Annotated in this window: 17 protein-coding genes and 1 other RNA gene; 12 read left to right on the top strand and 6 right to left on the bottom strand. The window is 55.2% G+C overall.

What is annotated here, in order from left to right; genetic code table 11:
* Window positions 1-8 precede the first annotated feature (8 nt).
* The 4 genes from zipA to ffs all read left to right on the top strand — a co-directional run bounded on the left by zipA (window position 9) and on the right by ffs (window position 5,088).
* Window positions 9-863, top strand: a complete 855-nt coding sequence (gene zipA / locus ACGJAX_RS27415) for a cell division protein ZipA (protein ID WP_090323935.1) — start codon at window positions 9-11, stop codon at window positions 861-863.
* A gap of 219 nt (window positions 864-1,082) precedes the next feature.
* Window positions 1,083-3,440, top strand: coding sequence for an NAD-dependent DNA ligase LigA (gene ligA / locus ACGJAX_RS27410; protein ID WP_390956846.1), 2,358 nt, complete (start codon window positions 1,083-1,085; stop codon window positions 3,438-3,440).
* A gap of 155 nt (window positions 3,441-3,595) precedes the next feature.
* Window positions 3,596-4,762: a putative zinc-binding metallopeptidase gene (locus ACGJAX_RS27405; protein ID WP_390956845.1), complete on the top strand. Its 1,167-nt coding sequence runs from the start codon at window positions 3,596-3,598 to the stop codon at window positions 4,760-4,762.
* A gap of 229 nt (window positions 4,763-4,991) precedes the next feature.
* An RNA gene (ffs, locus tag ACGJAX_RS27400) (signal recognition particle sRNA small type) lies at window positions 4,992-5,088 on the top strand.
* Window positions 5,089-5,251: 163 nt separating this feature from the next.
* On the opposite strand, the gene ACGJAX_RS27395 is transcribed toward ffs, so the two are convergent.
* Window positions 5,252-5,458: a hypothetical protein gene (locus ACGJAX_RS27395; RefSeq protein ID WP_390956844.1), complete on the bottom strand. Its 207-nt coding sequence runs from the start codon at window positions 5,456-5,458 to the stop codon at window positions 5,252-5,254.
* 109 nt (window positions 5,459-5,567) lie between these two features.
* Between ACGJAX_RS27395 and ACGJAX_RS27390 the strand changes: the two genes are divergently transcribed.
* Window positions 5,568-5,783: a hypothetical protein gene (locus ACGJAX_RS27390; protein ID WP_390956843.1), complete on the top strand. Its 216-nt coding sequence runs from the start codon at window positions 5,568-5,570 to the stop codon at window positions 5,781-5,783.
* An 808-nt stretch (window positions 5,784-6,591) separates the two neighbouring features.
* Here the strand turns inward: ACGJAX_RS27390 and ACGJAX_RS27385 are convergent.
* Window positions 6,592-6,810: a hypothetical protein gene (locus tag ACGJAX_RS27385; protein ID WP_390956842.1), complete on the bottom strand. Its 219-nt coding sequence runs from the start codon at window positions 6,808-6,810 to the stop codon at window positions 6,592-6,594.
* A 190-nt stretch (window positions 6,811-7,000) separates the two neighbouring features.
* Here ACGJAX_RS27385 and ACGJAX_RS27380 point away from each other — a divergent pair, with 190 nt between their 5' ends.
* From ACGJAX_RS27380 to ACGJAX_RS27365, 4 genes are all read left to right on the top strand, one after another.
* Entirely contained in the window at window positions 7,001-7,591 is a 591-nt protein-coding gene (locus ACGJAX_RS27380; RefSeq protein ID WP_390956841.1) for a type VI secretion system-associated protein TagO, read from the top strand.
* Between the two features lie 102 nt (window positions 7,592-7,693).
* On the top strand, window positions 7,694-8,008 hold the full coding sequence (locus ACGJAX_RS27375) for a hypothetical protein (RefSeq protein ID WP_390956840.1): 315 nt from the start codon (window positions 7,694-7,696) through the stop codon (window positions 8,006-8,008).
* Between the two features lie 243 nt (window positions 8,009-8,251).
* Window positions 8,252-9,301, top strand: coding sequence for an AAA family ATPase (locus ACGJAX_RS27370; RefSeq protein WP_390956839.1), 1,050 nt, complete (start codon window positions 8,252-8,254; stop codon window positions 9,299-9,301).
* Window positions 9,294-9,893, top strand: coding sequence for a HEPN domain-containing protein (locus tag ACGJAX_RS27365; RefSeq protein ID WP_390956838.1), 600 nt, complete (start codon window positions 9,294-9,296; stop codon window positions 9,891-9,893). The genes ACGJAX_RS27370 and ACGJAX_RS27365 overlap by 8 nt, the downstream gene beginning before the upstream one ends.
* Window positions 9,894-10,189: 296 nt before the next feature.
* Here the strand turns inward: ACGJAX_RS27365 and ACGJAX_RS27360 are convergent, their stop codons facing one another.
* Window positions 10,190-10,759 (bottom strand): recombinase family protein, encoded by a 570-nt coding sequence (locus ACGJAX_RS27360; RefSeq protein ID WP_390956837.1) that lies wholly within the window; start codon window positions 10,757-10,759, stop codon window positions 10,190-10,192.
* 1,263 nt (window positions 10,760-12,022) lie between these two features.
* The gene (locus tag ACGJAX_RS27355; protein ID WP_390956836.1) at window positions 12,023-12,910 is read right to left on the bottom strand and encodes a helix-turn-helix domain-containing protein; all 888 of its coding nucleotides are present in this window, start codon (window positions 12,908-12,910) and stop codon (window positions 12,023-12,025) included.
* A 739-nt stretch (window positions 12,911-13,649) separates the two neighbouring features.
* Between ACGJAX_RS27355 and ACGJAX_RS27350 the strand changes: the two genes are divergently transcribed.
* Together ACGJAX_RS27350 and ACGJAX_RS27345 are read left to right on the top strand one after the other, a co-directional pair.
* On the top strand, window positions 13,650-14,111 hold the full coding sequence (locus tag ACGJAX_RS27350) for a BRO family protein (RefSeq protein ID WP_390956835.1): 462 nt from the start codon (window positions 13,650-13,652) through the stop codon (window positions 14,109-14,111).
* Window positions 14,102-14,263 carry a hypothetical protein gene (locus ACGJAX_RS27345; protein WP_390956834.1) on the top strand — a complete coding sequence of 54 codons (162 nt, stop codon included), beginning with the start codon at window positions 14,102-14,104 and terminating at the stop codon, window positions 14,261-14,263. Before ACGJAX_RS27350 ends, ACGJAX_RS27345 begins: the two co-directional genes overlap by 10 nt.
* 146 nt (window positions 14,264-14,409) lie before the next feature.
* On the opposite strand, the gene ACGJAX_RS27340 is transcribed toward ACGJAX_RS27345, so the two are convergent.
* Together ACGJAX_RS27340 and ACGJAX_RS27335 are read right to left on the bottom strand one after the other, a co-directional pair.
* Window positions 14,410-15,714: a tyrosine-type recombinase/integrase gene (locus tag ACGJAX_RS27340; protein ID WP_390956833.1), complete on the bottom strand. Its 1,305-nt coding sequence runs from the start codon at window positions 15,712-15,714 to the stop codon at window positions 14,410-14,412.
* Window positions 15,715-16,131: 417 nt separating this feature from the next.
* Entirely contained in the window at window positions 16,132-16,446 is a 315-nt protein-coding gene (locus ACGJAX_RS27335) for a helix-turn-helix domain-containing protein (RefSeq protein ID WP_090323930.1), read from the bottom strand.
* 289 nt (window positions 16,447-16,735) lie between these two features.
* Here ACGJAX_RS27335 and ACGJAX_RS27330 point away from each other — a divergent pair, with 289 nt between their 5' ends.
* A complete protein-coding gene (locus ACGJAX_RS27330; protein WP_390956832.1) occupies window positions 16,736-18,436 on the top strand; it encodes an EAL domain-containing protein in 1,701 nt (566 codons plus the stop codon).

The following is an 18,436-nucleotide window of genomic DNA, read 5'->3' as shown; positions in this document are numbered from 1 at the left end:
GGGATTACATGGAAATCGGTCTGCGCGAGTGGCTGATCGTCATCGGCATTATTGTCATTGCCGGTATTCTTTTCGATGGCTGGCGCCGTATGCGCGGCGGCAAGGGAAAACTGAAATTCCGTCTTGACCGAAGCCTGTCCAACCTGCCGGACGAGGACACCAGCGCCGAGCTGTTGGGCCCGCCTCGGGTGCTGGACACCCACAAGGAACCGCAACTGGACGAGCAGGATCTGCCGTCGGTGAGCATGCCGGCCCGCGAACCGCGTGAATCGGGTTCCAAGCGCGGCAAGCGTGGTCATGGCGAACCTTCGCAAGGTGACATGAACCTCAGCCTGGACCTGGATGGCGGCCCGAGCTTCAGCAGTCGCGACGACGATTTCGTCGAAGATGCCAAGGCAGCCCCTGCGGTCAGCGACAAGGATCATCCGCAAGCCGAAGAAGTGCTGGTCATCAGTGTGATCTGCCGTGACGCAGCCGGCTTCAAGGGCCCGGCCCTGTTGCAGAACATTCTGGAAAGCGGCCTGCGTTTTGGCGAAATGGACATCTTCCACCGTCACGAAAGCATGGCGGGCAACGGTGAAGTCCTGTTCTCCATGGCCAACGCGGTGAAGCCGGGTGTCTTTGATCTGGATGACATCGATCACTTCAGCACGCCGGCGGTGAGCTTCTTCCTGGGTCTGCCAGGCCCGCGCCATCCGAAGCAAGCCTTCGACGTGATGGTGGCGGCGGCACGCAAATTGTCCCAGGAGCTGAACGGCGAGCTCAAGGATGACCAGCGCAGCGTGCTGACGGCCCAGACCATCGAGCACTACCGTCAGCGTATCGTCGAGTTCGAACGTCGCGCCCTGACCCAGAAACGCTAGGATCGCTGTTGTGGCGAGGGAGCTTGCTCCCGCTCGGCGGCGTAGCCGTCGTAAATCTGCAAACTCGTCGTACCTGGCACAATGAGGTGGATGGCCTTGGGGCCGCTTCGCGGCCCAGCGGGAGCAAGCTCCCTCGCCACAATCTCCATTGCCTTGAGCGAGTGTGATTAAGAATATTGAGCAGCCTCGGCTGCTCTTTTGCTTTATGAGAGAACACCCATGACTGCCGCCAAAAACCGCATTCTAGAGCTGCGCGCCGAGCTGGATCAGCACAACTATCGCTATCACGTGCTGGACGAGCCGAGCATTCCGGACGCCGAATACGATCGGTTGTTCAACGAGCTCAAGGCGCTCGAAGCCGCCAACCCGGAACTGATCACCAGTGACTCGCCAACTCAGCGAGTGGGCAGCGCGGCGCTGTCGGCGTTCACTCAGGTGCGCCACGAAGTGCCGATGCTCAGCCTCGGCAACGCCTTCGAAGAAACCGACATGCGTGAATTCGACCGCCGGGTGACCGAAGGGCTGGATCTGCCGGCCGGTGATCTGTTCGGTGGCGGCGCGGCGGTCGAGTACAGTTGCGAGCCGAAGCTTGATGGTCTGGCGGTCAGTTTGCTGTATCAGAACGGCGTACTGGTGCGTGGCGCAACGCGCGGCGACGGCACCACCGGCGAAGACATCAGCGTCAATGTGCGCACCGTGCGCAACATTCCCCTCAAACTGCATGGCACCGGCTGGCCGGCCACGCTGGAAGTGCGCGGCGAAGTGTTCATGTCCAAGGCTGGTTTCGAGCGGCTCAACGCCACGCAACTGGAAGTGGGTGGCAAGACCTTCGCCAACCCGCGTAACGCGGCGGCGGGTAGCCTGCGTCAGCTGGATTCGAAGATCACCGCCAATCGCCCGCTGGAATTCTGCTGCTACGGCATCGGCCAGGTGTCCGCCGATATCGCCGATACGCATATCGGTAACCTGCAGCAGCTCAAGGCCTGGGGCATGCCGATCAGTCATGAGCTCAAGCTGGCGAACGGCATCGACGCATGTCTGGATTACTACCGTGATATCGGTGAGCGGCGCAACGCACTGCCTTACGAAATCGACGGCGTGGTGTTCAAGGTCAACAGCATTGCCTCCCAGCGCGAACTGGGTTTCCGCGCTCGCGAACCGCGTTGGGCCATCGCCCATAAATTTCCGGCCATGGAAGAGTTGACCGAGCTGCTCGACGTCGAATTCCAGGTCGGGCGCACCGGCGCCGTCACGCCCGTGGCCCGCCTGAGGCCAGTCAAGGTGGCGGGTGTCACCGTGGCCAACGCGACGTTGCACAACATGGACGAAGTTGCGCGCCTGGGGCTGATGATCGGCGACACCGTGATCATCCGCCGTGCTGGCGACGTGATTCCGCAAGTGGTTCAAGTCGTGCTTGAGCGTCGTCCGGACGATGCGCGACCGGTTCATATTCCCCGGCAATGCCCGGTGTGCGGCTCCCATGTCGAGCGCACGCAACTGATCAAGCGCAGCAAGGGCCGCGAGACTGTCAGCGAAGGCGCGGTGTATCGCTGTGTCGGTCGACTGGCCTGTGGTGCGCAACTGAAGCAGGCGATCATTCACTTCGTTTCGCGTCGTGCGATGGACATCGAAGGCCTGGGCGAGAAGAGTGTCGAGCAACTGGTGGACGAAGGCCTGGTGAGTTCGCCAGCCGATCTGTACGCCCTGACGTTCGAGCAGATCGTGGATCTGGAAGGCTTTGCCGAGCTGTCGAGCAGGAACCTGCTTGGCGCCATCGAAGACAGCAAGAAGCCGGGTCTGGCACGGTTCATCTATGCCCTGGGGATTCCCGATGTCGGCGAGGAGACAGCCAAGGTGCTGGCGCGCTCCCTGGGTTCGCTGGAGCGGGTACAACAGGCTCTGCCGCAAGTGCTGACGTACTTGCCGGATGTCGGGCTGGAAGTCGCCCACGAGATTCACAGCTTCTTCGAAGACGAGCATAACCGGCAGGTGATCGCCAATTTGCTCAAGCACGGTTTGCAAATACAGGATCAGGGCGAACTGGGCGCCGAATTTGCCGCCAGCACGACATTGGGCGGCTTTCTCGACAAGCTGAACATTCCTTCGGTCGGGCCGGGCGGAGCACAAAAGCTCGCCGACAAGTTTGGTTCGCTGCAAGCGGTCATGAGTGCCGACTGGCTGGATATGCGTCAGGCGTTGCCGGAGAAACAGGCCAGCTCGGTCCGCGAATTTTTTGCGATCGAGGAACATCGCCAATTGGCCGAGGCTGCCGAAAAACAACTGGCCGACTTCGGCATGCATTGGCACAGCGAGAAGAAGGTCGTCGAAGGCTTGCCGCTGGCCGGTCAGACCTGGGTACTGACGGGCTCGCTGGAGCTGATGAGCCGCGATGTGGCCAAGGACAAGCTGGAAAGCCTTGGCGCCAAAGTGGCGGGCTCGGTGTCGGCCAAGACCCATTGCGTGGTCGCCGGGCCGGGCGCCGGGTCGAAATTGACCAAGGCCAATGAGCTGGGGCTGAAAGTGCTGGATGAAGAAGCGTTTGTCGGGTTCCTGAGCGGGCACGGTATTTCAGTCTGACGTCATTCGCTGGCAAGCCGGCTCCTGCAAGGACGACGCAGTTCATTGCAGGCGCGGGCTTGCCAGCGAAATCGGTATCAGCCCCTTTGAAAGTCACGGGAACGATCGACGGCCAATCATGATCTAGTCTTGGCAAGCCCCAGGGAGAGATCGCCATGTACCGCTACTTCGACCAGCTCAGCTCGCGCATCGCTGCGCCTGTCATCGGCGAAAGCTCACGCAATAGCAAGGTCTGGCCGTGTCGTTGCGGGCAGTCATTGTTCTTTCGCAACAGCCAGTGCCTGGCCTGTTCGGCGGCGTTGGGTTATCACCCTCGGCTCAGTCGTGTCTCTTCATTGCAACCGGGCGTGCAAACTGACACCTGGTTGCTCGACGCCGACCCTGGCGCTGGCGTGTTCCGTCGGTGTGCCAATCTCGACTCCCCGGCGGCCTGTAACTGGCTGCTGCCCGCCAATGATCGCGATGCCTTGTGCATGGCCTGTAGCCTCAATCGCACCATCCCTGATCTGTCATTGGCCGAAAACCATGAACGCTGGTGCAAAGTCGAAACTGCCAAGCGGCGCCTGATCGCGCAGTTGGTCAGCCTCGGATTGCAGGTCATCCCGAAAACTGTCGACGAGGACACCGGCCTGGCCTTTGACTTTATCGGCGTGAACCTCGAGGGCAAGCCACCGACCACGGGCCATGCCAACGGCTTGATCACGCTGGATATCAATGAGGCCGACGACGCCCATCGCGAACGGGTACGCGTGCAAATGCACGAGCCCTATCGCACCCTGCTCGGGCATTTTCGTCACGAAGTCGGGCATTACTACTGGGATCGGTTGATCGCCGGCAGCGATTGGCTCGAAGCCTTTCGCGGCCTGTTCGGTGACGAGCGCGCCAGCTATGCCGAGGCCCTGGAGCAGCATTATCAGCAAGGTGCGCCACTCGACTGGCAGCAGTCTTACGTCAGCGCCTACGCCACCATGCATCCCTGGGAAGACTGGGCGGAAACCTGGGCTCACTACCTGCACATGATGGACGCGGTGGATACCGCGCTGGGGTTTGGCATGAGTGCCCGGGAAATGGATTTCGACTACCAGCCGTTCCCTTCAAGCACCCTTTATGATCCGCAGCATCCCGGTGCCGAGGCGTTCCTGTCCTTCGTCAATGCCTGGATCGAACTGGCCGGCATGCTCAATGAACTGTCGCGCAGCATGGGGCAGCCGGATTTTTACCCTTTTGTATTGCCGCCGGCGGTGATCACCAAGCTGCATTTCATTCACCTGGTCATCCAGCGCGAGGGCGGCAGGGCAGACGAGGTGCTGCTGGACCTGTAGGAGCGAGCTCGCTCGCGTAGAACGTGAACGCGACGCTTACCTTCAGGCAACACACGTCACCGTCAACGTCTATCGCAAGCAAGCTCGCTCTTGCACGGGCTGATTTTTATCGTTGGCGCATGTCCTTGACCGGACTGATATTTTTTATCCGAAACCAACGGTTGTAACTTCGCCGCAGATAGGTACAATGGCGCGGCTCGCCGTCAGGTGAGCGTCGTTATGGTGACCCCATCGGTCCCCCCGCAACGATCAGCCGTGAACCCGGTCAGGCCTGGAAGGGAGCAGCCGCAGCGGTGACATTGTGTGCCGGGGTGTGGCTGGTGGGTTCACCACCTATCTCTAAGTCCTTGATTCTACAAGGATTTATCAGTCAAAAATCTCGAAGTGTGACAGCGCTTAGGTACACCGAAGTGGTGCACCGTAAACGGCATGCTAGCGTGTCTGTTTCAGCTATTCCACCCGATCCTGCAAGAACTCCTTCACGCACGCTCAGCCTTCTTGCGAAAGGGCAGCTATGCCTTCGTCAATCATTCGCTGTGTACGGTCGAGGTGGTCTAAGCAATCCCTGACGTGTCTTCCTACCTGTTCTGAACCGCGAGATTCGATCCATTTGGCCAGTTCCTCTACCGCAGCCGCGACGGCAACTTGATTGTCGTTCAAGGCGCGTAGGATGCTGGGTAGCACGTTGTCTTTCATGTCGGTCTATCTCTATCGGGGTTGAGTGCGGTGCCGTTGTTTGACAAAGGGTTGTACCATCGCGGGATACGCATCGCCACACCCACCGAACAAGGGGAAAAGGCAAGGAATGGCACACGACGACAAACGGGTAAAGATCAAGCTCGAACCTGCAAGTTACGCAGAACTGTGCGAAGAAGCGGCAGCTCGCAATGTTGATCCCGACGTACTCTGCCGGGAGACAGTTGAAGCCTTCCTAAAAGAGTTTCGTGAAGCAGAATCTGATCCCGAAGCAATGCGTGCTCTGCAAAAGAAGCTGGGCCTGAAGAAAAAAATGCTCCACTGATGCACGAGAGCGTCTAGCTCTCACCAGTATCCCTGCACGAGTGGTGTGTTTCTCTCCCTGCCGGGTTTACCTTCGAGGAGAGCGTGGTGAGCGTGTGCTCACAGCTACCAGTGAAGGCCCACCAATACCCACAACATCACGCCTGAAAGAAAAAGGACGATGATGAAAACCATATCGAGTAATGACGGTTGCAGGCTCATTCAATACCCTCCTCATTGATAAGTTTGAGGGTAGCCTATTGCCATTACGATGCTCGAATAATCCATATTTTTTTATGGTTTATTGTTCCGGCTAGCCAGCACCATGGGGCGTCTGAGTCACAGGTCAGCTCTTCGCCTTTGCGGCTCGGAAGGTGGTTCAGGACCAACTGAGGCGACCTCTGCAACTGGGTGCGGGAATGGCGCGTGTAGGAATGGCTACGGGCACAATTCGCCCGAGGACAAGACTAGCCCCAGGTTGGCGGAGTGATGTGCTGGCGATTAATGCAGCAGCAACGAAACCCACCCATCCCACCAGAAGGCCATAGACAACATCATCAGCCCATAGGCTCCTATCAGCAGCAGGCACACCCAATCATGTAAAAGAATACGAGTGATCATAGCGTCCACCTCCCTGACAACTAGATCCAGCGTAGCGGAGCTTCTCCTGGGACGACTGTCGCAACAGACCATTTCCGTATCTTCTTGGCTGATAGCGACGGAAGGGTGTTTTCCACAGAATCCGTTTTCGCCACTCCGGGCAAGGTCAAACTCTCGATGCGAACTAGCGGCGTCTGGGTCTGGAGGCCGATCGGTACCTTGAGTAATACCTATGACTGGCGAATCCGAATGATGGCGTCTCTGATGCCTTGAGCGTTGGTGTCCAGCGTTTCCATGGCAGTAATCGCGTTAGCAGCGACACTCCCGACACCATTCTCAGAGAGCCACTTGGTGATCTCTTCAATTGCTGCACATATAGCGTGCTGGTTGTGTAGGAGCAAAGTCAGTGCATCGGCAGTGGCGATCTTGGCATCTGGGTTATTTGACATGGCCATGGTCCTGGACTAATTGGTGCGGGAAGACTGGCTGGCATTTGAATGGTGAAGTTCGTCTCAGGACTCGGAGAGGAAGTTCCGGTAACATGCTCTCCACGGGGAAGGTCTCAGAAATTATGCAACACTAGTGCGTAGGGGCTGATCTTGGCGCTCTGCTCGATCGAAAGTTCTGAAAGGGATATCAATGAGAATCTTATCGTCAATCTTACTAGCGTCAATTTGGTCGACCGGCTACGCCGCTGATGATTGCACCCGTATCAATGAAGATAGCAAACGTCTTGCGTGCTACGACATGAAATACCGCCCGGTCTCCACTGTTGAGCAGGCTTCTAGCTGGGAAGTTAGCGAGACAGTCTCAAAGATTGATGACAGTAAAACTGTCGTATTGCATGCGACCTCCAAAGAGGTAGTGGCGAAGCAGTTCGGGGGGCGCGATACAGCTGACCTTTACATTCGCTGTGCCGAAGGGGCAACGTCGTTGTATTTCGTCTTGGCCGGGAACTTTCTAGCTGATTCAGAGGAGTACGGACAAGTGATTTACCGGGTTGATAATCAAAAAGCCCGGACGTATAGCTTTTCGTCCTCCACTGACAACAAGGCTCTTGGTCAATGGGGTGGTCAATACGCTATTCCTGTGGTGAAGCACTTATTCGACGCTCAACAGGTAGTTGTCCGTATCACGCCCTATAACGAATCACCGGTAACGGTGACCTTTCCTGTTTCTGGCCTGCGGCAAGCCATTGCCCCCTTGCAGTTAGCGTGTAAGTGGAAGTGATGTCCAAAATCAATGCGGCACCGAATAAGCCAATTTCTCAACACCTTTTGTGGCGATAGGCTACTATCAAGTCAATTCATTGGTATGCACCAGGAGAGAGGGATGGGTAAGGTCAAGGCGCTGGCAGGGGCGGCGGTGACGCTAGTAAGGAGGCTCGACGGCCATCGAGACCGGGTTGCTGATCACGCTGATACAGCGGCCAAAGCTGGCAGATTGGTGGCTGCTGCGACGGTGGCTGGTGCATCAGTTGCCGCTCCTACCGGATTGACCGCAGTGGGGGTAACAATTGGTGTTGTCAGTGCTCCTGCCATTGTTACTGCTGCCCCCATTATTGTTTCCATCGCGGGAGGTATGATGCTCTTTTCGGCGGCAGCCTCTCTCTATACAAAAGCTCGGAAGAGACGGCTGAATAGCTAATAACTCACGGTTAGCGTCGTCCCTATCTCTCCGCTATTATTCGTAGAGCCCCGCAGATCGACGTTTGCGGTGCTTTTTCGTTTCTGGATTGTACGTAGCTGCTGGGCCTCATTTCCAGTGGACGCGGGGGTGGCGCTTTGATAGCTTCACTTGTTTTGTCGATTTCCGGTTCGGAAGGCAGCACTCCTGAGAGCAGGTATCGCGGACTTCCACCTTTCCCAATTCCGCAAGGAGCGACATCCCTTGGCTCTTCAAATATCGCTGTTCAACCACAAAGGTGGCGTAAGTAAGACCACTACCGCATTTAACTTGGGCTGGATGCTGGCTCAAAAGGGTAAGAAGGTCTTATTAGCCGACTGCGATCCGCAGTGTAACCTCACCGGAATGGTGCTAGGGTTCAAGGGCAGCGATGACTTTGCAGAGATATATAACTCAGGCGGAGTCAGAAACATTCGTGATGGTCTAGCGCCAGCGTTCGAATCCAGGCCTGCTCCAATTCAACCGGTCAAGTGTGAGGCTATCGTAGGTCAGGAAAATCTACACCTGATCCCTGGCCATATTGGGCTTGCGGAATATGAAGTTACCTTGGGAATTGCTCAGGAGTTGTCGGGCTCCCTTGTTACTCTCCAAAACCTTCCTGGCTCGTTTAATCATCTTTTCCAGTTGACTGCAAAAGAGTATGGCTGTGACTACATTATCGTAGATATGAGTCCAAGTCTGGGGCCGATAAACCAGAACCTGTTGATGACTAGCGACTTTTTCTTGGTCCCGATGAGCCCTGATTATTTCTCGGTTATGGCCACCGACTCGCTGGCAAGTGTACTTCCAAAGTGGAAGGCCTGGGCTAATGCGGCCCACTCTACCCAAGTGCTGCAAAAGGCTACTTATCCCTTCCCAGTAGTTGAGACTAAGTTTCTCGGTACTGTGGTACAGAAGTATCGTGTCCGTGAGGGGGTAACTGCTTCGGCGGCCTTCCAGAAGTGGATTGACGAAATTGAAGCGGGCGTAAAGTCTAAGCTTGTGCCGGCGCTGGACGCTTGTGGAATGATGATGGCTCCGGAAGCTTATGCCTCAATTGGCGTAGAGCCGGGGGAGCCGCTTCTCCAGATGTCGGACTTTAATGGTTTGATCGCCCTGTCTCAAAAGCATAAGGTTCCAGTCTATGCATTGAGCGATGAGCAGTTGGAGCAAACAGGCATTGTGCTTGAACGGACTAAAAAGTCGATGGAGAAGTTTGGCGCTCTTTTCTCAGAGGCGGCGGACCGAATCATCGCTCTGACCGAACATGCTTAAAGCACTTGAGGCTGCTCGTGAAAGCCTCCTTCGAGTCGAGCATTTGGGCGGTCTTTACAGTGCCCTACAATCATTAACAACGTCAGCGATAGATTCAAGTGACCTGCTTCGGGCCCAAGTAGTACTGGCAGTCAGTGCACTGGATTTCTATATTCATGAAGTTACGGTGGCGGGGATGTTGGAGGTGATAAAAGGTGATCGCCCTTCAACGCCAGCATTCGATAAGAACCGTGTTTCAGTTGGGGCGATGCTGGGTGGAATGCAGTCGCAAACATTTGATTGGTTCGAGGCTGATGTGCGGGAAAGGCATAGTTTCTTATCGTTTCAGCAGCCGGAGAAAATTGCCGATGCAGTTCGACTATTTTCGAATGTTAGGCTGTGGGAAACGATTGCTGAGAAGATGGGAGACAATGAAGTAAAGAGTCGGCTGCGATTGATCGTGGATAGGCGGAACAAAATTGCTCACGAGGCTGACATGTCGCCTAGCTACCCAGGAGAGCGATGGCCCATCACGCAGTCAGATGTCGCAGAGATTCGCGTGTTCATTGGGCGTGTCGTAGAGGCGATACACGAAAGCGTGGTTTCGGTATAACTATGTCTGTGCCTTCGGGTAGGGGCGTCCGCTACTAAGATGCCCGAATATCAGTGCTTGCTGGCTTGGGGGAGTTGATGTTTGGCTTTTCAAAACGACACTCGCCCTGGGCCAAATATCACCCCGCGAACCTGTAGCCAAATATCAAAGAGATATCTGGGTAAAACCCTAATAAGCGGGGGCGGTCCTTAACGCCGATACTAAGCCGCCTCTCGATCGACGGTTGTGATTCCAAAATATCGTAGGCAAAACAAAAGCCCCGCACTTGGCGGAGCTGCGGTATCCGCTAGAAGGGATTAGGCCTTGTTCCAGTGCCGTTTTACTGTAGCAATGCCGATCTTTAGTTCACCAGCTACTTGGGCTTGAGTCATATCCCTTACCTTGAGTCGCTGCACTGCTGCTGTGGTGTCTGTCGCTTCTGGGCGTCCCAACTTCTTGCCTTCGCTCTTTGCACGCTTCAACCCTGACTGTGTGCGTTCGATCAGCAGGTCACGTTCAAACTCTGCCACGGCGCCGAGAACTTGCATGGTCATCTTGCCTGCGGCGCTAGTGAGGTCCACACCACCAAGTGCGAGGCAGTGAACACGAATGCCAGCAGTCGCCAAGTGCTCGACGGTCTGGCGTACATCCATCGCGTTACGGCCTAAGCGGTCCAGCTTGGTCACGATCAGCACGTCACCAGATTCCATTTTGCCCAGCAGTGTCTGGAAGCCTTTACGCTCACTGGCGGGGATACTGCCTGAAATGGTTTCCTCGACCACCCGGCTCGCCTGTACATCGAAACCAGCGGCTTTTACTTCTTGCACTTGGTTCTCAGTGAACTGGTTCAAGGTGCTAACGCGGCAATACAAGAAAGTGCGGGACATGGCGGGTGACTCCACTGGTATCACTTAAGGTAGCATCAGTTTATCAAGGTATCGACAATGACCAAAGGATATTTTGATGATGCTTAATACCGCTCGTCAGGAAGGTATCGTTTAACGGTCGTTTGTTGGTACTAGCCGGGGTGCGGTAACTCCCCCTGAAAAGTCAGGGCTGAAAACTTAGTAGCTACGATGATGACTCAATCTTGAGCCACCTAGAGGCTCAGGCTCACTATGCTGAGTTTCCGCCGAGTACGGTGTGGCTCGATAGGGGCAATAGATGACGCAAATCTGCGTCATGTCTGAGCAACTTTGCTCGCTCATCTGAATCGCGGCTCGACGTAAAGTTGCGTTCAGGGGGAAGTCTGCTCGAAAAAAGCGAGGCAGGCTTAGCCCCAGCAGTGGCAATGCCCCGTAAACAGTAGGCTGAAGGCCGGGATGAATACCAGAAAGGCGGGATTCAGTCACGAAGGGGATTAGTTATAGTAATAGGTATTGCGTAGCTATCTTGAGGGGGCATTCTCAGAGAATTACTTGTAGAGTGTTTTAAGTCGCAGAGTTATATGTGTGACGTACCGTCACGCAATAATCAACTTATGCCGCTCGGCATAGTTAACATCAAGATCAAGAGCAGGGTGGCGGCTGAGCCCCCTATCCACCCTACTGAATAGAGTTGTTATCTTGCCTCACGGCGTACATGTAATTGGTGGGGCAGGGGCAGACAAGCCCCACATGCTGTTGATCTGAACCGTGTAGGTATGTGGTGACTGACAGTCACGGATAACTGACCTCCAAGTCTGCAACGTCCATCATACCTACTTGTGCCTCAGGGCACGATTAACAACTGTTCAAGTTTCAAGGGAGGAAAGGGGGAGAGCCACCTCCCGCTTTTTCTTTGAATTGTGCAAGGGGAACTGGTGCCTGAAGGCACAGACTAATCCCCTGTGATCATAGTCACTGGTAATCCTTCAATGATTTATTAGTCGTGGCGTATACGCCACAGCTTCAGAACCTCTACAGTATTCTGCACAGTTAAAAGCAAGATCAAGATCAAGATCAAAAGCGGGAGGGGGCTTCTTGCCCCGTCTCTCCCCTTTACTTTATAGAGTTATAACTCGTGCCTCAGGCACAGGTGGTTATGCTGTAGCGTCTACGCTACAAGATAACTATATAAAAATGGTTAATCTCAAAGCTACGCTTTGGCGATGCGTTCCCGCTCCTACCTCCGGTAGAAGTGGTCACTTCTTTTAGATACATGCGGCCGAATTACTTCCCCCCCCCTCCGGCAGGTGGGGGGCAAACAGCCTGGAACTTGTCTTGTTCAGCGTGCATCTCGTCGCGCCACTTCCTGATCGTCTTCGCAGATACGCCAGTTTCTCTCTCGATGGGTTTGACTAGCATTCCATCCATTAACATCTGTAACGCCTGGCCTTTCTTCGGATGCTGCTGACGAGTTGGGAAGGCAATGATGTTTGGCGTGGGGGCTTTGTATTCCAGCTCAGCTTCGTACTCTTCGGCGGTCTTGTACTGAGTTAGTGTCCGCAAGTCATGGTGTAGTTTGGCCAGCTCTTCGGGGCTCGGAGTGATTGACTCATTGCAGTCTTCCCAATCAGAGACTCGCAGCTCGGGCTCGACACCCTCCATCTCGTTGATAATGGATCGGGGGCGACTCTTTATCATCCATGGAATGATCAATTCAATCGCCTTCACGTAGCGCCTGGCGTGCCTCTCCCCAAGTCGCAGCAATTCTTGTACGGCCTCGGTGGTTACGATGGGGAGGGATTCGAGAATAACTGCAAGGTTGCGTACAGACAGTGGCATCGACTTGCCTCCTACTTCGGTAGGGCGATCATGCCAATCGAGTCTTGCCACGCCCTCAATGATGTCGAGTGCAAAAACCGGGTAGCGCCCCCAGTAAGTAGTCACGCCAATAAAGCCGTAGAATGGATTAATGGCGGCTTTGGGTTTGCGTCCTCTAGTACTCTTAAGCTGCACCGGTTCTTTGATCCTGGATGAGTCTTTATTCTGCTGTACCATCTTCCCCAGCCATTTGTCGGCATTGGTGGCAATCCGGGCGTTCAGAGTTTCCAGTTCAGACTGAGAGAGGCGGCTGAGTGTATCGATGTAACTAACTGATGCTGTAGTAATATTCATAGTGTTTCTCTTTGTTTATTAAGTTCGTTTCATAGGCAAATCCTCAGTTGGTTTCCGGTAGATCATTGCCGGTAACTCATAAACCCATATTGCAGACAGCGCGAAACCCGCTCTGTTCAGTGGCCTATTGGCTTGAACATGCGAGGTAGTTGTCAGGTGGGGGAGGTGTTGCGAGTGCCAGCAGCTGTGGCTGGGTATGCAGATAATACATGGAGCAAGCGGGGCGTCAAGAAAATAGTAATGGGGCAGTTGTAGGCAAAATCTAAATTTTACTAGCACCACTCTCCACAGAGCGTACAAGGCACACTAGGATGTTCTTGTTGCTATGCCGTATAACATGGGGTTGCTTGGTTGCTCTCGCTCTTCAGTGTGGTCTACAGGGGCTGGAGTGGCAGATAACTATCTTCGGCTAGTCAATTTGTTCGTAATTTACGTCCTCCCAATTTACGCCAAGCGGTATCAGTTTGTTTTATAAGTTCTCCTAGTTCTTTCTACTTCTTTTCTTTGTCTTGGTTGATGAAGACGGATAATTATCTAGAGATGCTGTATCCGCTTCCATGCGGATGATTTGCGTGAGCGACTTCCGAAGTGCGCGGCTTTGCGGAATGAGCGAGAAGCGAAGTACGTGGCTGAGTACCAAGCAGCAATGCAGAAGTACCTAAACGAGCAAGAAGCAGAGTAATTAACTTGGCGCCTGCAAGGCGGGCGCCTTTATATGCCCAGGGAGGGCACCGTAATAATGAGTAATGTAGTTCCGTTTAATTTTGGTGATATCTCTGTACGTGTAGTTATGCAGGGTGGCGATCCGTGGTGGGTTTCTAGTGACGTTGCCCAAGCTCTTGAATACAGCCTACCGTCAGCTATGACCCGCCATCTGGACGATGAGGAAAAGGGTATGTCAACTATACATACCCTTGGCGGGGACCAGAAAATGCAGGTAATCAATGAGTCTGGCCTGTATTCCGCGATCTTCAAGAGCCGCAAGGAATCAGCTCGCCGCTTCAAGAAGTGGGTCACTGGTGAGGTTCTGCCGACCATCCGCAAGACTGGTAGCTTCGGCTCTGTGCCAACACCAGTGAACCTGTCAGACGCATCGGCTCTCCGTGGGCTGTTGCTGGGTTACACCGAACAGGTGTTGCAACTGGAACACAAGATCAGTGAGGACAAGCCAAGGTTGAGTTCTACGACAACGTGGCGGTAGCGGTTGGCACTCAGTCGGTACAGGACATTGCGAAAGAGTTCGGCGTGGGCTCCACCAAGTTCTACAAGTTGCTTCGTGATGAGAAGATCCTGATGGGCCATCCGAAACAGGAATGTGCCTCACCAGAAATACTTGAACGCTGTCCACTTTGAAGTTGTTGTGACTGAGCGGAGGGTACAAGAGAACGCTGCCTGGATCTGGGTAGCAAGAGTTAGGAAGGTGGAGATGGCGTTAATGGAAGTGCGGGATCGCAAGGGCGTACTTCATGGGCATGAAATCCCGATGCGACCCCGTGTGGTTATATGTCTTTCAGTTCTATCCGTTGTAGTGCTTCCGCCATCGCCTTGAGTGGACTGCGGCTGCCATAGATGCTGAACGTCACCGCACCGTCTTCGTGTCCCGCTATCCGCTTGATGAGCGAGTCCTGCACGCCAGCATCCCGCAGGTCGTCAATGAGCGTGTGTCGAAAACTGTGAAAAGTCTTCCTCGGGTCGGTGATGCCCAGCTTGGTCTTGTACCGACCGAACCACTTCGACGGTGCGTGGCCCAGCTTCCCCCGCACGGCTTCGAGTTCAGGGAACAGGCGATCTGCTTCGGTGGCTCTTACTGACTCAACGTGCTGCAACAGGCCCAAGTCAATCAGGGCAGGGTGGATGGGCAGTACACGTCTACTACTAGTGTTCTTTAGGTTCTGATCTTCCCGGCTGTCATCGATGCGGATGCACGGGATGCCCTGTTGTTCGATGAAGTCATCCACCTGCAGCTGGCAGAGTTCTTCTAGTCGTGCCCCGGTGGTTCGTCCTAGTAGCGGCAACCAATAGCGCCACGGATGTTTTCGGGCTTGTGCCTTAAGAGCATCCAGGTCGAGCAGGGTGGTCAGATCGTATCGATCAAAAGACAGTCGCGCCTCTTTGGCCGATCCCGTCATTACTTTCATGCCCACCAGTGGGTTGTCCGCGACATACCCGTTCGACTTGCACCAGTTGAGAAAGGCAGAGAGCTTGCGTAAGCGATTGTTCACAGTAACGGCGGTGATGGTCTTGTAAGTGGCGCCTGACTCAACGACTTGCTTCAGGGTCTTGCCCTCGTACTCTGGGCGTAGTCCGAAGTATTGCGGACAGCGACTCAGGCGTTCTTTCAACAGTCGAGCTTGCTGAGCGTCGAAGGCGTCGACGGGCATGTCACCCATCAACTCGAATAGATCGCGTAGGGCACGTTCCACCTCGAAGGTGCTGACCTCTCGCCAAGTACCGCCACGTTTCCCTTCTTCTATATAGAGCTTCGACAAGGTGGCAAGGGTAGGGCTGTCGCTGTTCCGCTTCACCGCATTGGTTGGCGCCTTCCGTGCAGCAGATTGGATTGTTGTTAAGGGGGCAGAATCTCGCCACTCCGAACACAACCTACGCAGCGTCTGGAGGTCTGTCATCGGGTGTTCAAACAGGTGGTTGAACACTTGCTGAGCCAGTGAGCTGGCGAGGAACGATGCAGCCTGACGCTCTCGCAAGTTCAAGCACATACGCAGGGTGTGACGATTCGGAAACAGATGCTTGGGCAATCGAAGGTTCAGGTAGTAGACCGATTGGCGGCGGACGATATAGGTCATGAGTGGAACACCAAAGTGGAACAGCAGAGTGGAACAATGCTGACTACACCCCGGAGTATTGACTGCCCGTGCAGCGAGTTCGCACGGTAGATATCTTGCAACCTCAAAAGCCTGAAACCCTTATTACACAAGGTCTGCAACGATTACCGAGCATGCTTGCATGCCACCCGGTCAGGCCTGGAAGGGAGCAGCCGCAGCGGTGACATTGTGTGCCGGGGTGTGGCTGGTGGGGTTGCCTCCATAACGCACCGCGAGCCCTCTCTCGCGTTATCTATTCGAATACCCTCTTTATTGCGCTGCCATGGATTTTGTCCATTGCGGCTTGTCATCGTTCGTGATTGACAGATCAGGCATAAATAAAAAGGAGGCCGACCTGTCGTACCAGACAAGTCGGCCTCCTTTTTTATTTTTCTGCCACTAAGGCTTGGACAAGGCCTGGTCAACCGCTGCAATCAGCTTTCCCAGGTCCTTTGGGGTGGCTTTATGAATGACTTCGAACAAATACGCCCGCTGTTCGTCTTCATCGCCCAAATCTGCGAAAAAGGCTTTCAGCTTCACGCCCAGCACGTCGGCTAACTGGAACAGGACATCCACGCTGGGGGTATAGGTGCCGGTTTCGAAGCGGCTGATGGTTTTGGGGTCAAAACCGGTTCTTTCGCCAAGTTCAGCCTGAGTAAGCCCCGCGACCTTGCGGTAGCGCCGGATGGCTGGACCCAAACTTGAAATTTGCATTGCTCAATTCCCATTTAGAATCAAGAACTTAACGATAGATTTTTGCATTAGACAACTGCATGATCCATCACCTTGCTTTGCAAAATGTGATGTGTTTCGTAGAATTGCCGGTCAGTTAGGGCTTTCAGTGACCGGTTTTCAGAAGTTTGAATAATGTGAAAAAGCCAGCATGGCACGCGCTCGCACGGTTGCGTACGCGTTAAACCGGCTCTGAAAACCTGCCGAATTTACCATTGTTGACGTTGCTCCCTTAAGCGGGTTTCATCGCCAGCAACAGCGAGTCTGACTCATGGATGAGAAGTACCGCAGGGCGGTCGATGCCGCTGCTATTTTTTCCGAGACCGATCTCTCCGGCCGGATTACCCACGTCAACGATCAGTTCTGCGCAGTCTCCGGCTACAGCCGTGAGGAACTGCTCGGGCAGAACCACCGCATGCTCAATTCGGGCATGCACTCCACGGAGTTTTTTGCCGGCATGTGGCGCACCATCGCCCTGGGTAACGTGTGGAAGGGCGAAATCTGCAATCGCGCCAAGGACGGCAGCCTGTATTGGGTCGAAAGCACCATGGTGCCTTTGCTCGATAGCGCCACCGGGCGGGTCGAGCGTTATGTCTCCATTCGTTTCGACATCAGTGAAAAGCATAAATTGCTGCATTCGCTGCAATGGCGGGTCGGGCACGATGTGCTGACCGGATTGCCCAATCGCGCGTATCTCTCGGACATGCTGGACCAGGCGCTGGAGTTCTCGCGTCAGGAGAGTATCCCGCTGGCGGTGTGCATGCTCGATCTCGATGGCTTCAAGGCCGTCAACGATAGCTACGGGCATGCCAGTGGCGATCTGTTGCTGGTGGAAGTGGCCCGGCGCCTGCGCGGCATCGTGCGTGGCGAGGATGTGGTGGCGCGGCTGGCGGGTGACGAATTCGTGCTGATACTGCGTTATGTGCGCGACTTGCCGGACCTGCGTGCGGCGTTGAACCGGGTGCTGGGGATCATCTCGGCGCCGTACTCGCTGCATGGCAAGGACGTCAACGTGTATGCCAGCATCGGCGTCACTCTGTTCCCCCACGACAACGCAGATGCCGAAACCCTGTTGCGCCACGCGGATCAAGCCATGTATGTGGCCAAGCAGAGCGGGCGCAAGCGCTTTCATTTGTTCGACGTATCACGGGACCGGGAGGGCAGGGCCAAGCACCAGACCGTCGAGCGGGTGCGCCAGGCACTGGCCGCCAATGAATTGCGTCTGCATTTCCAGCCTAAGGTCAACATGCGCCGTGGCGAGGTCGTCGGTTTCGAAGCACTGCTGCGCTGGGAGCATCCGCAGGACGGCCTGGTGGCGGCGAAGGAGTTTCTGGCGCTGGTTGAAGAGACGGACCTGATCATCGATATCGGTGAATGGGTAATGGATCAGGTGCTGTCGCAACTGGATCGTTGGCAACAGGCCGGGCATGACTGGCCGGTGAGCATCAACATTGCCGCGCGGCATTTCCAGCGGGTGGATTTTGTCGAACGGCTCGCCAGCCTGCTGGCGAGACATGCGCAGGTCGCACCGCAAAGGCTGGACCTGGAAATCGTCGAGTCGGTCGCCATCGAGAACATTCAACACGTCAGCGATTGTTTGCGCGCCTGCCAGGCGCTGGGGGTGCAGTTCTCACTGGGCGATTTCGGTACCGGTTATTCATCCCTGAGCTACCTCAAGCGCCTGCGCACCCAAACCATCAAGATCGACAAGTCTTTTGTGCGCGACATCCTGCATGACCGCGACGACCTGGCCCTGACCACCGCGGTGATAGGCCTGGCGCGGGCGTTTGGTCGGCAGGTGATCGCCGAAGGGCTCGAAAGCGCCGAGCACGGTGAGTTGTTGCTGCAACTGGGCTGTGAAGTGGCGCAGGGCTATTACATTGCCCGGCCGATGCCGCCTGCAGACATACCGGACTGGGTCGCCGGTTTTGTCGTGCCAGCACAATGGCGGGCTCTGGAAGTCAGTCGCTGA

The organism is Pseudomonas moorei, assembly GCF_042846945.1.
Lineage (GTDB): Bacteria > Pseudomonadota > Gammaproteobacteria > Pseudomonadales > Pseudomonadaceae > Aquipseudomonas > Aquipseudomonas moorei.
Note: the sequence above shows the minus strand (reverse complement) of the source record. Positions and strands in the feature narration are given on the sequence as shown.

Bases quoted from the DNA above. Each gene is read 5' to 3' on its own strand.
- ACGJAX_RS27335 (WP_090323930.1), bottom strand. From the start codon at position 16,446: ATGCAAATTTCAAGTTTGGGTCCAGCCATCCGGCGCTACCGCAAGGTC.
- ACGJAX_RS27405 (WP_390956845.1), top strand. From the start codon at position 3,596: ATGTACCGCTACTTCGACCAGCTCAGCTCGCGCATCGCTGCGCCTGTC.
- ACGJAX_RS27375 (WP_390956840.1), top strand. From the start codon at position 7,694: ATGGGTAAGGTCAAGGCGCTGGCAGGGGCGGCGGTGACGCTAGTAAGG.
- ACGJAX_RS27350 (WP_390956835.1), top strand. From the start codon at position 13,650: ATGAGTAATGTAGTTCCGTTTAATTTTGGTGATATCTCTGTACGTGTA.
- ACGJAX_RS27380 (WP_390956841.1), top strand. From the start codon at position 7,001: ATGAGAATCTTATCGTCAATCTTACTAGCGTCAATTTGGTCGACCGGC.
- ACGJAX_RS27395 (WP_390956844.1), bottom strand. From the start codon at position 5,458: ATGAAAGACAACGTGCTACCCAGCATCCTACGCGCCTTGAACGACAAT.
- ACGJAX_RS27355 (WP_390956836.1), bottom strand. From the start codon at position 12,910: ATGAATATTACTACAGCATCAGTTAGTTACATCGATACACTCAGCCGC.
- ligA (WP_390956846.1), top strand. From the start codon at position 1,083: ATGACTGCCGCCAAAAACCGCATTCTAGAGCTGCGCGCCGAGCTGGAT.
- ACGJAX_RS27330 (WP_390956832.1), top strand. From the start codon at position 16,736: ATGGATGAGAAGTACCGCAGGGCGGTCGATGCCGCTGCTATTTTTTCC.
- ACGJAX_RS27340 (WP_390956833.1), bottom strand. From the start codon at position 15,714: ATGACCTATATCGTCCGCCGCCAATCGGTCTACTACCTGAACCTTCGA.
- ACGJAX_RS27390 (WP_390956843.1), top strand. From the start codon at position 5,568: ATGGCACACGACGACAAACGGGTAAAGATCAAGCTCGAACCTGCAAGT.
- zipA (WP_090323935.1), top strand. From the start codon at position 9: ATGGAAATCGGTCTGCGCGAGTGGCTGATCGTCATCGGCATTATTGTC.
- ACGJAX_RS27360 (WP_390956837.1), bottom strand. From the start codon at position 10,759: ATGTCCCGCACTTTCTTGTATTGCCGCGTTAGCACCTTGAACCAGTTC.
- ACGJAX_RS27365 (WP_390956838.1), top strand. From the start codon at position 9,294: ATGCTTAAAGCACTTGAGGCTGCTCGTGAAAGCCTCCTTCGAGTCGAG.
- ACGJAX_RS27385 (WP_390956842.1), bottom strand. From the start codon at position 6,810: ATGTCAAATAACCCAGATGCCAAGATCGCCACTGCCGATGCACTGACT.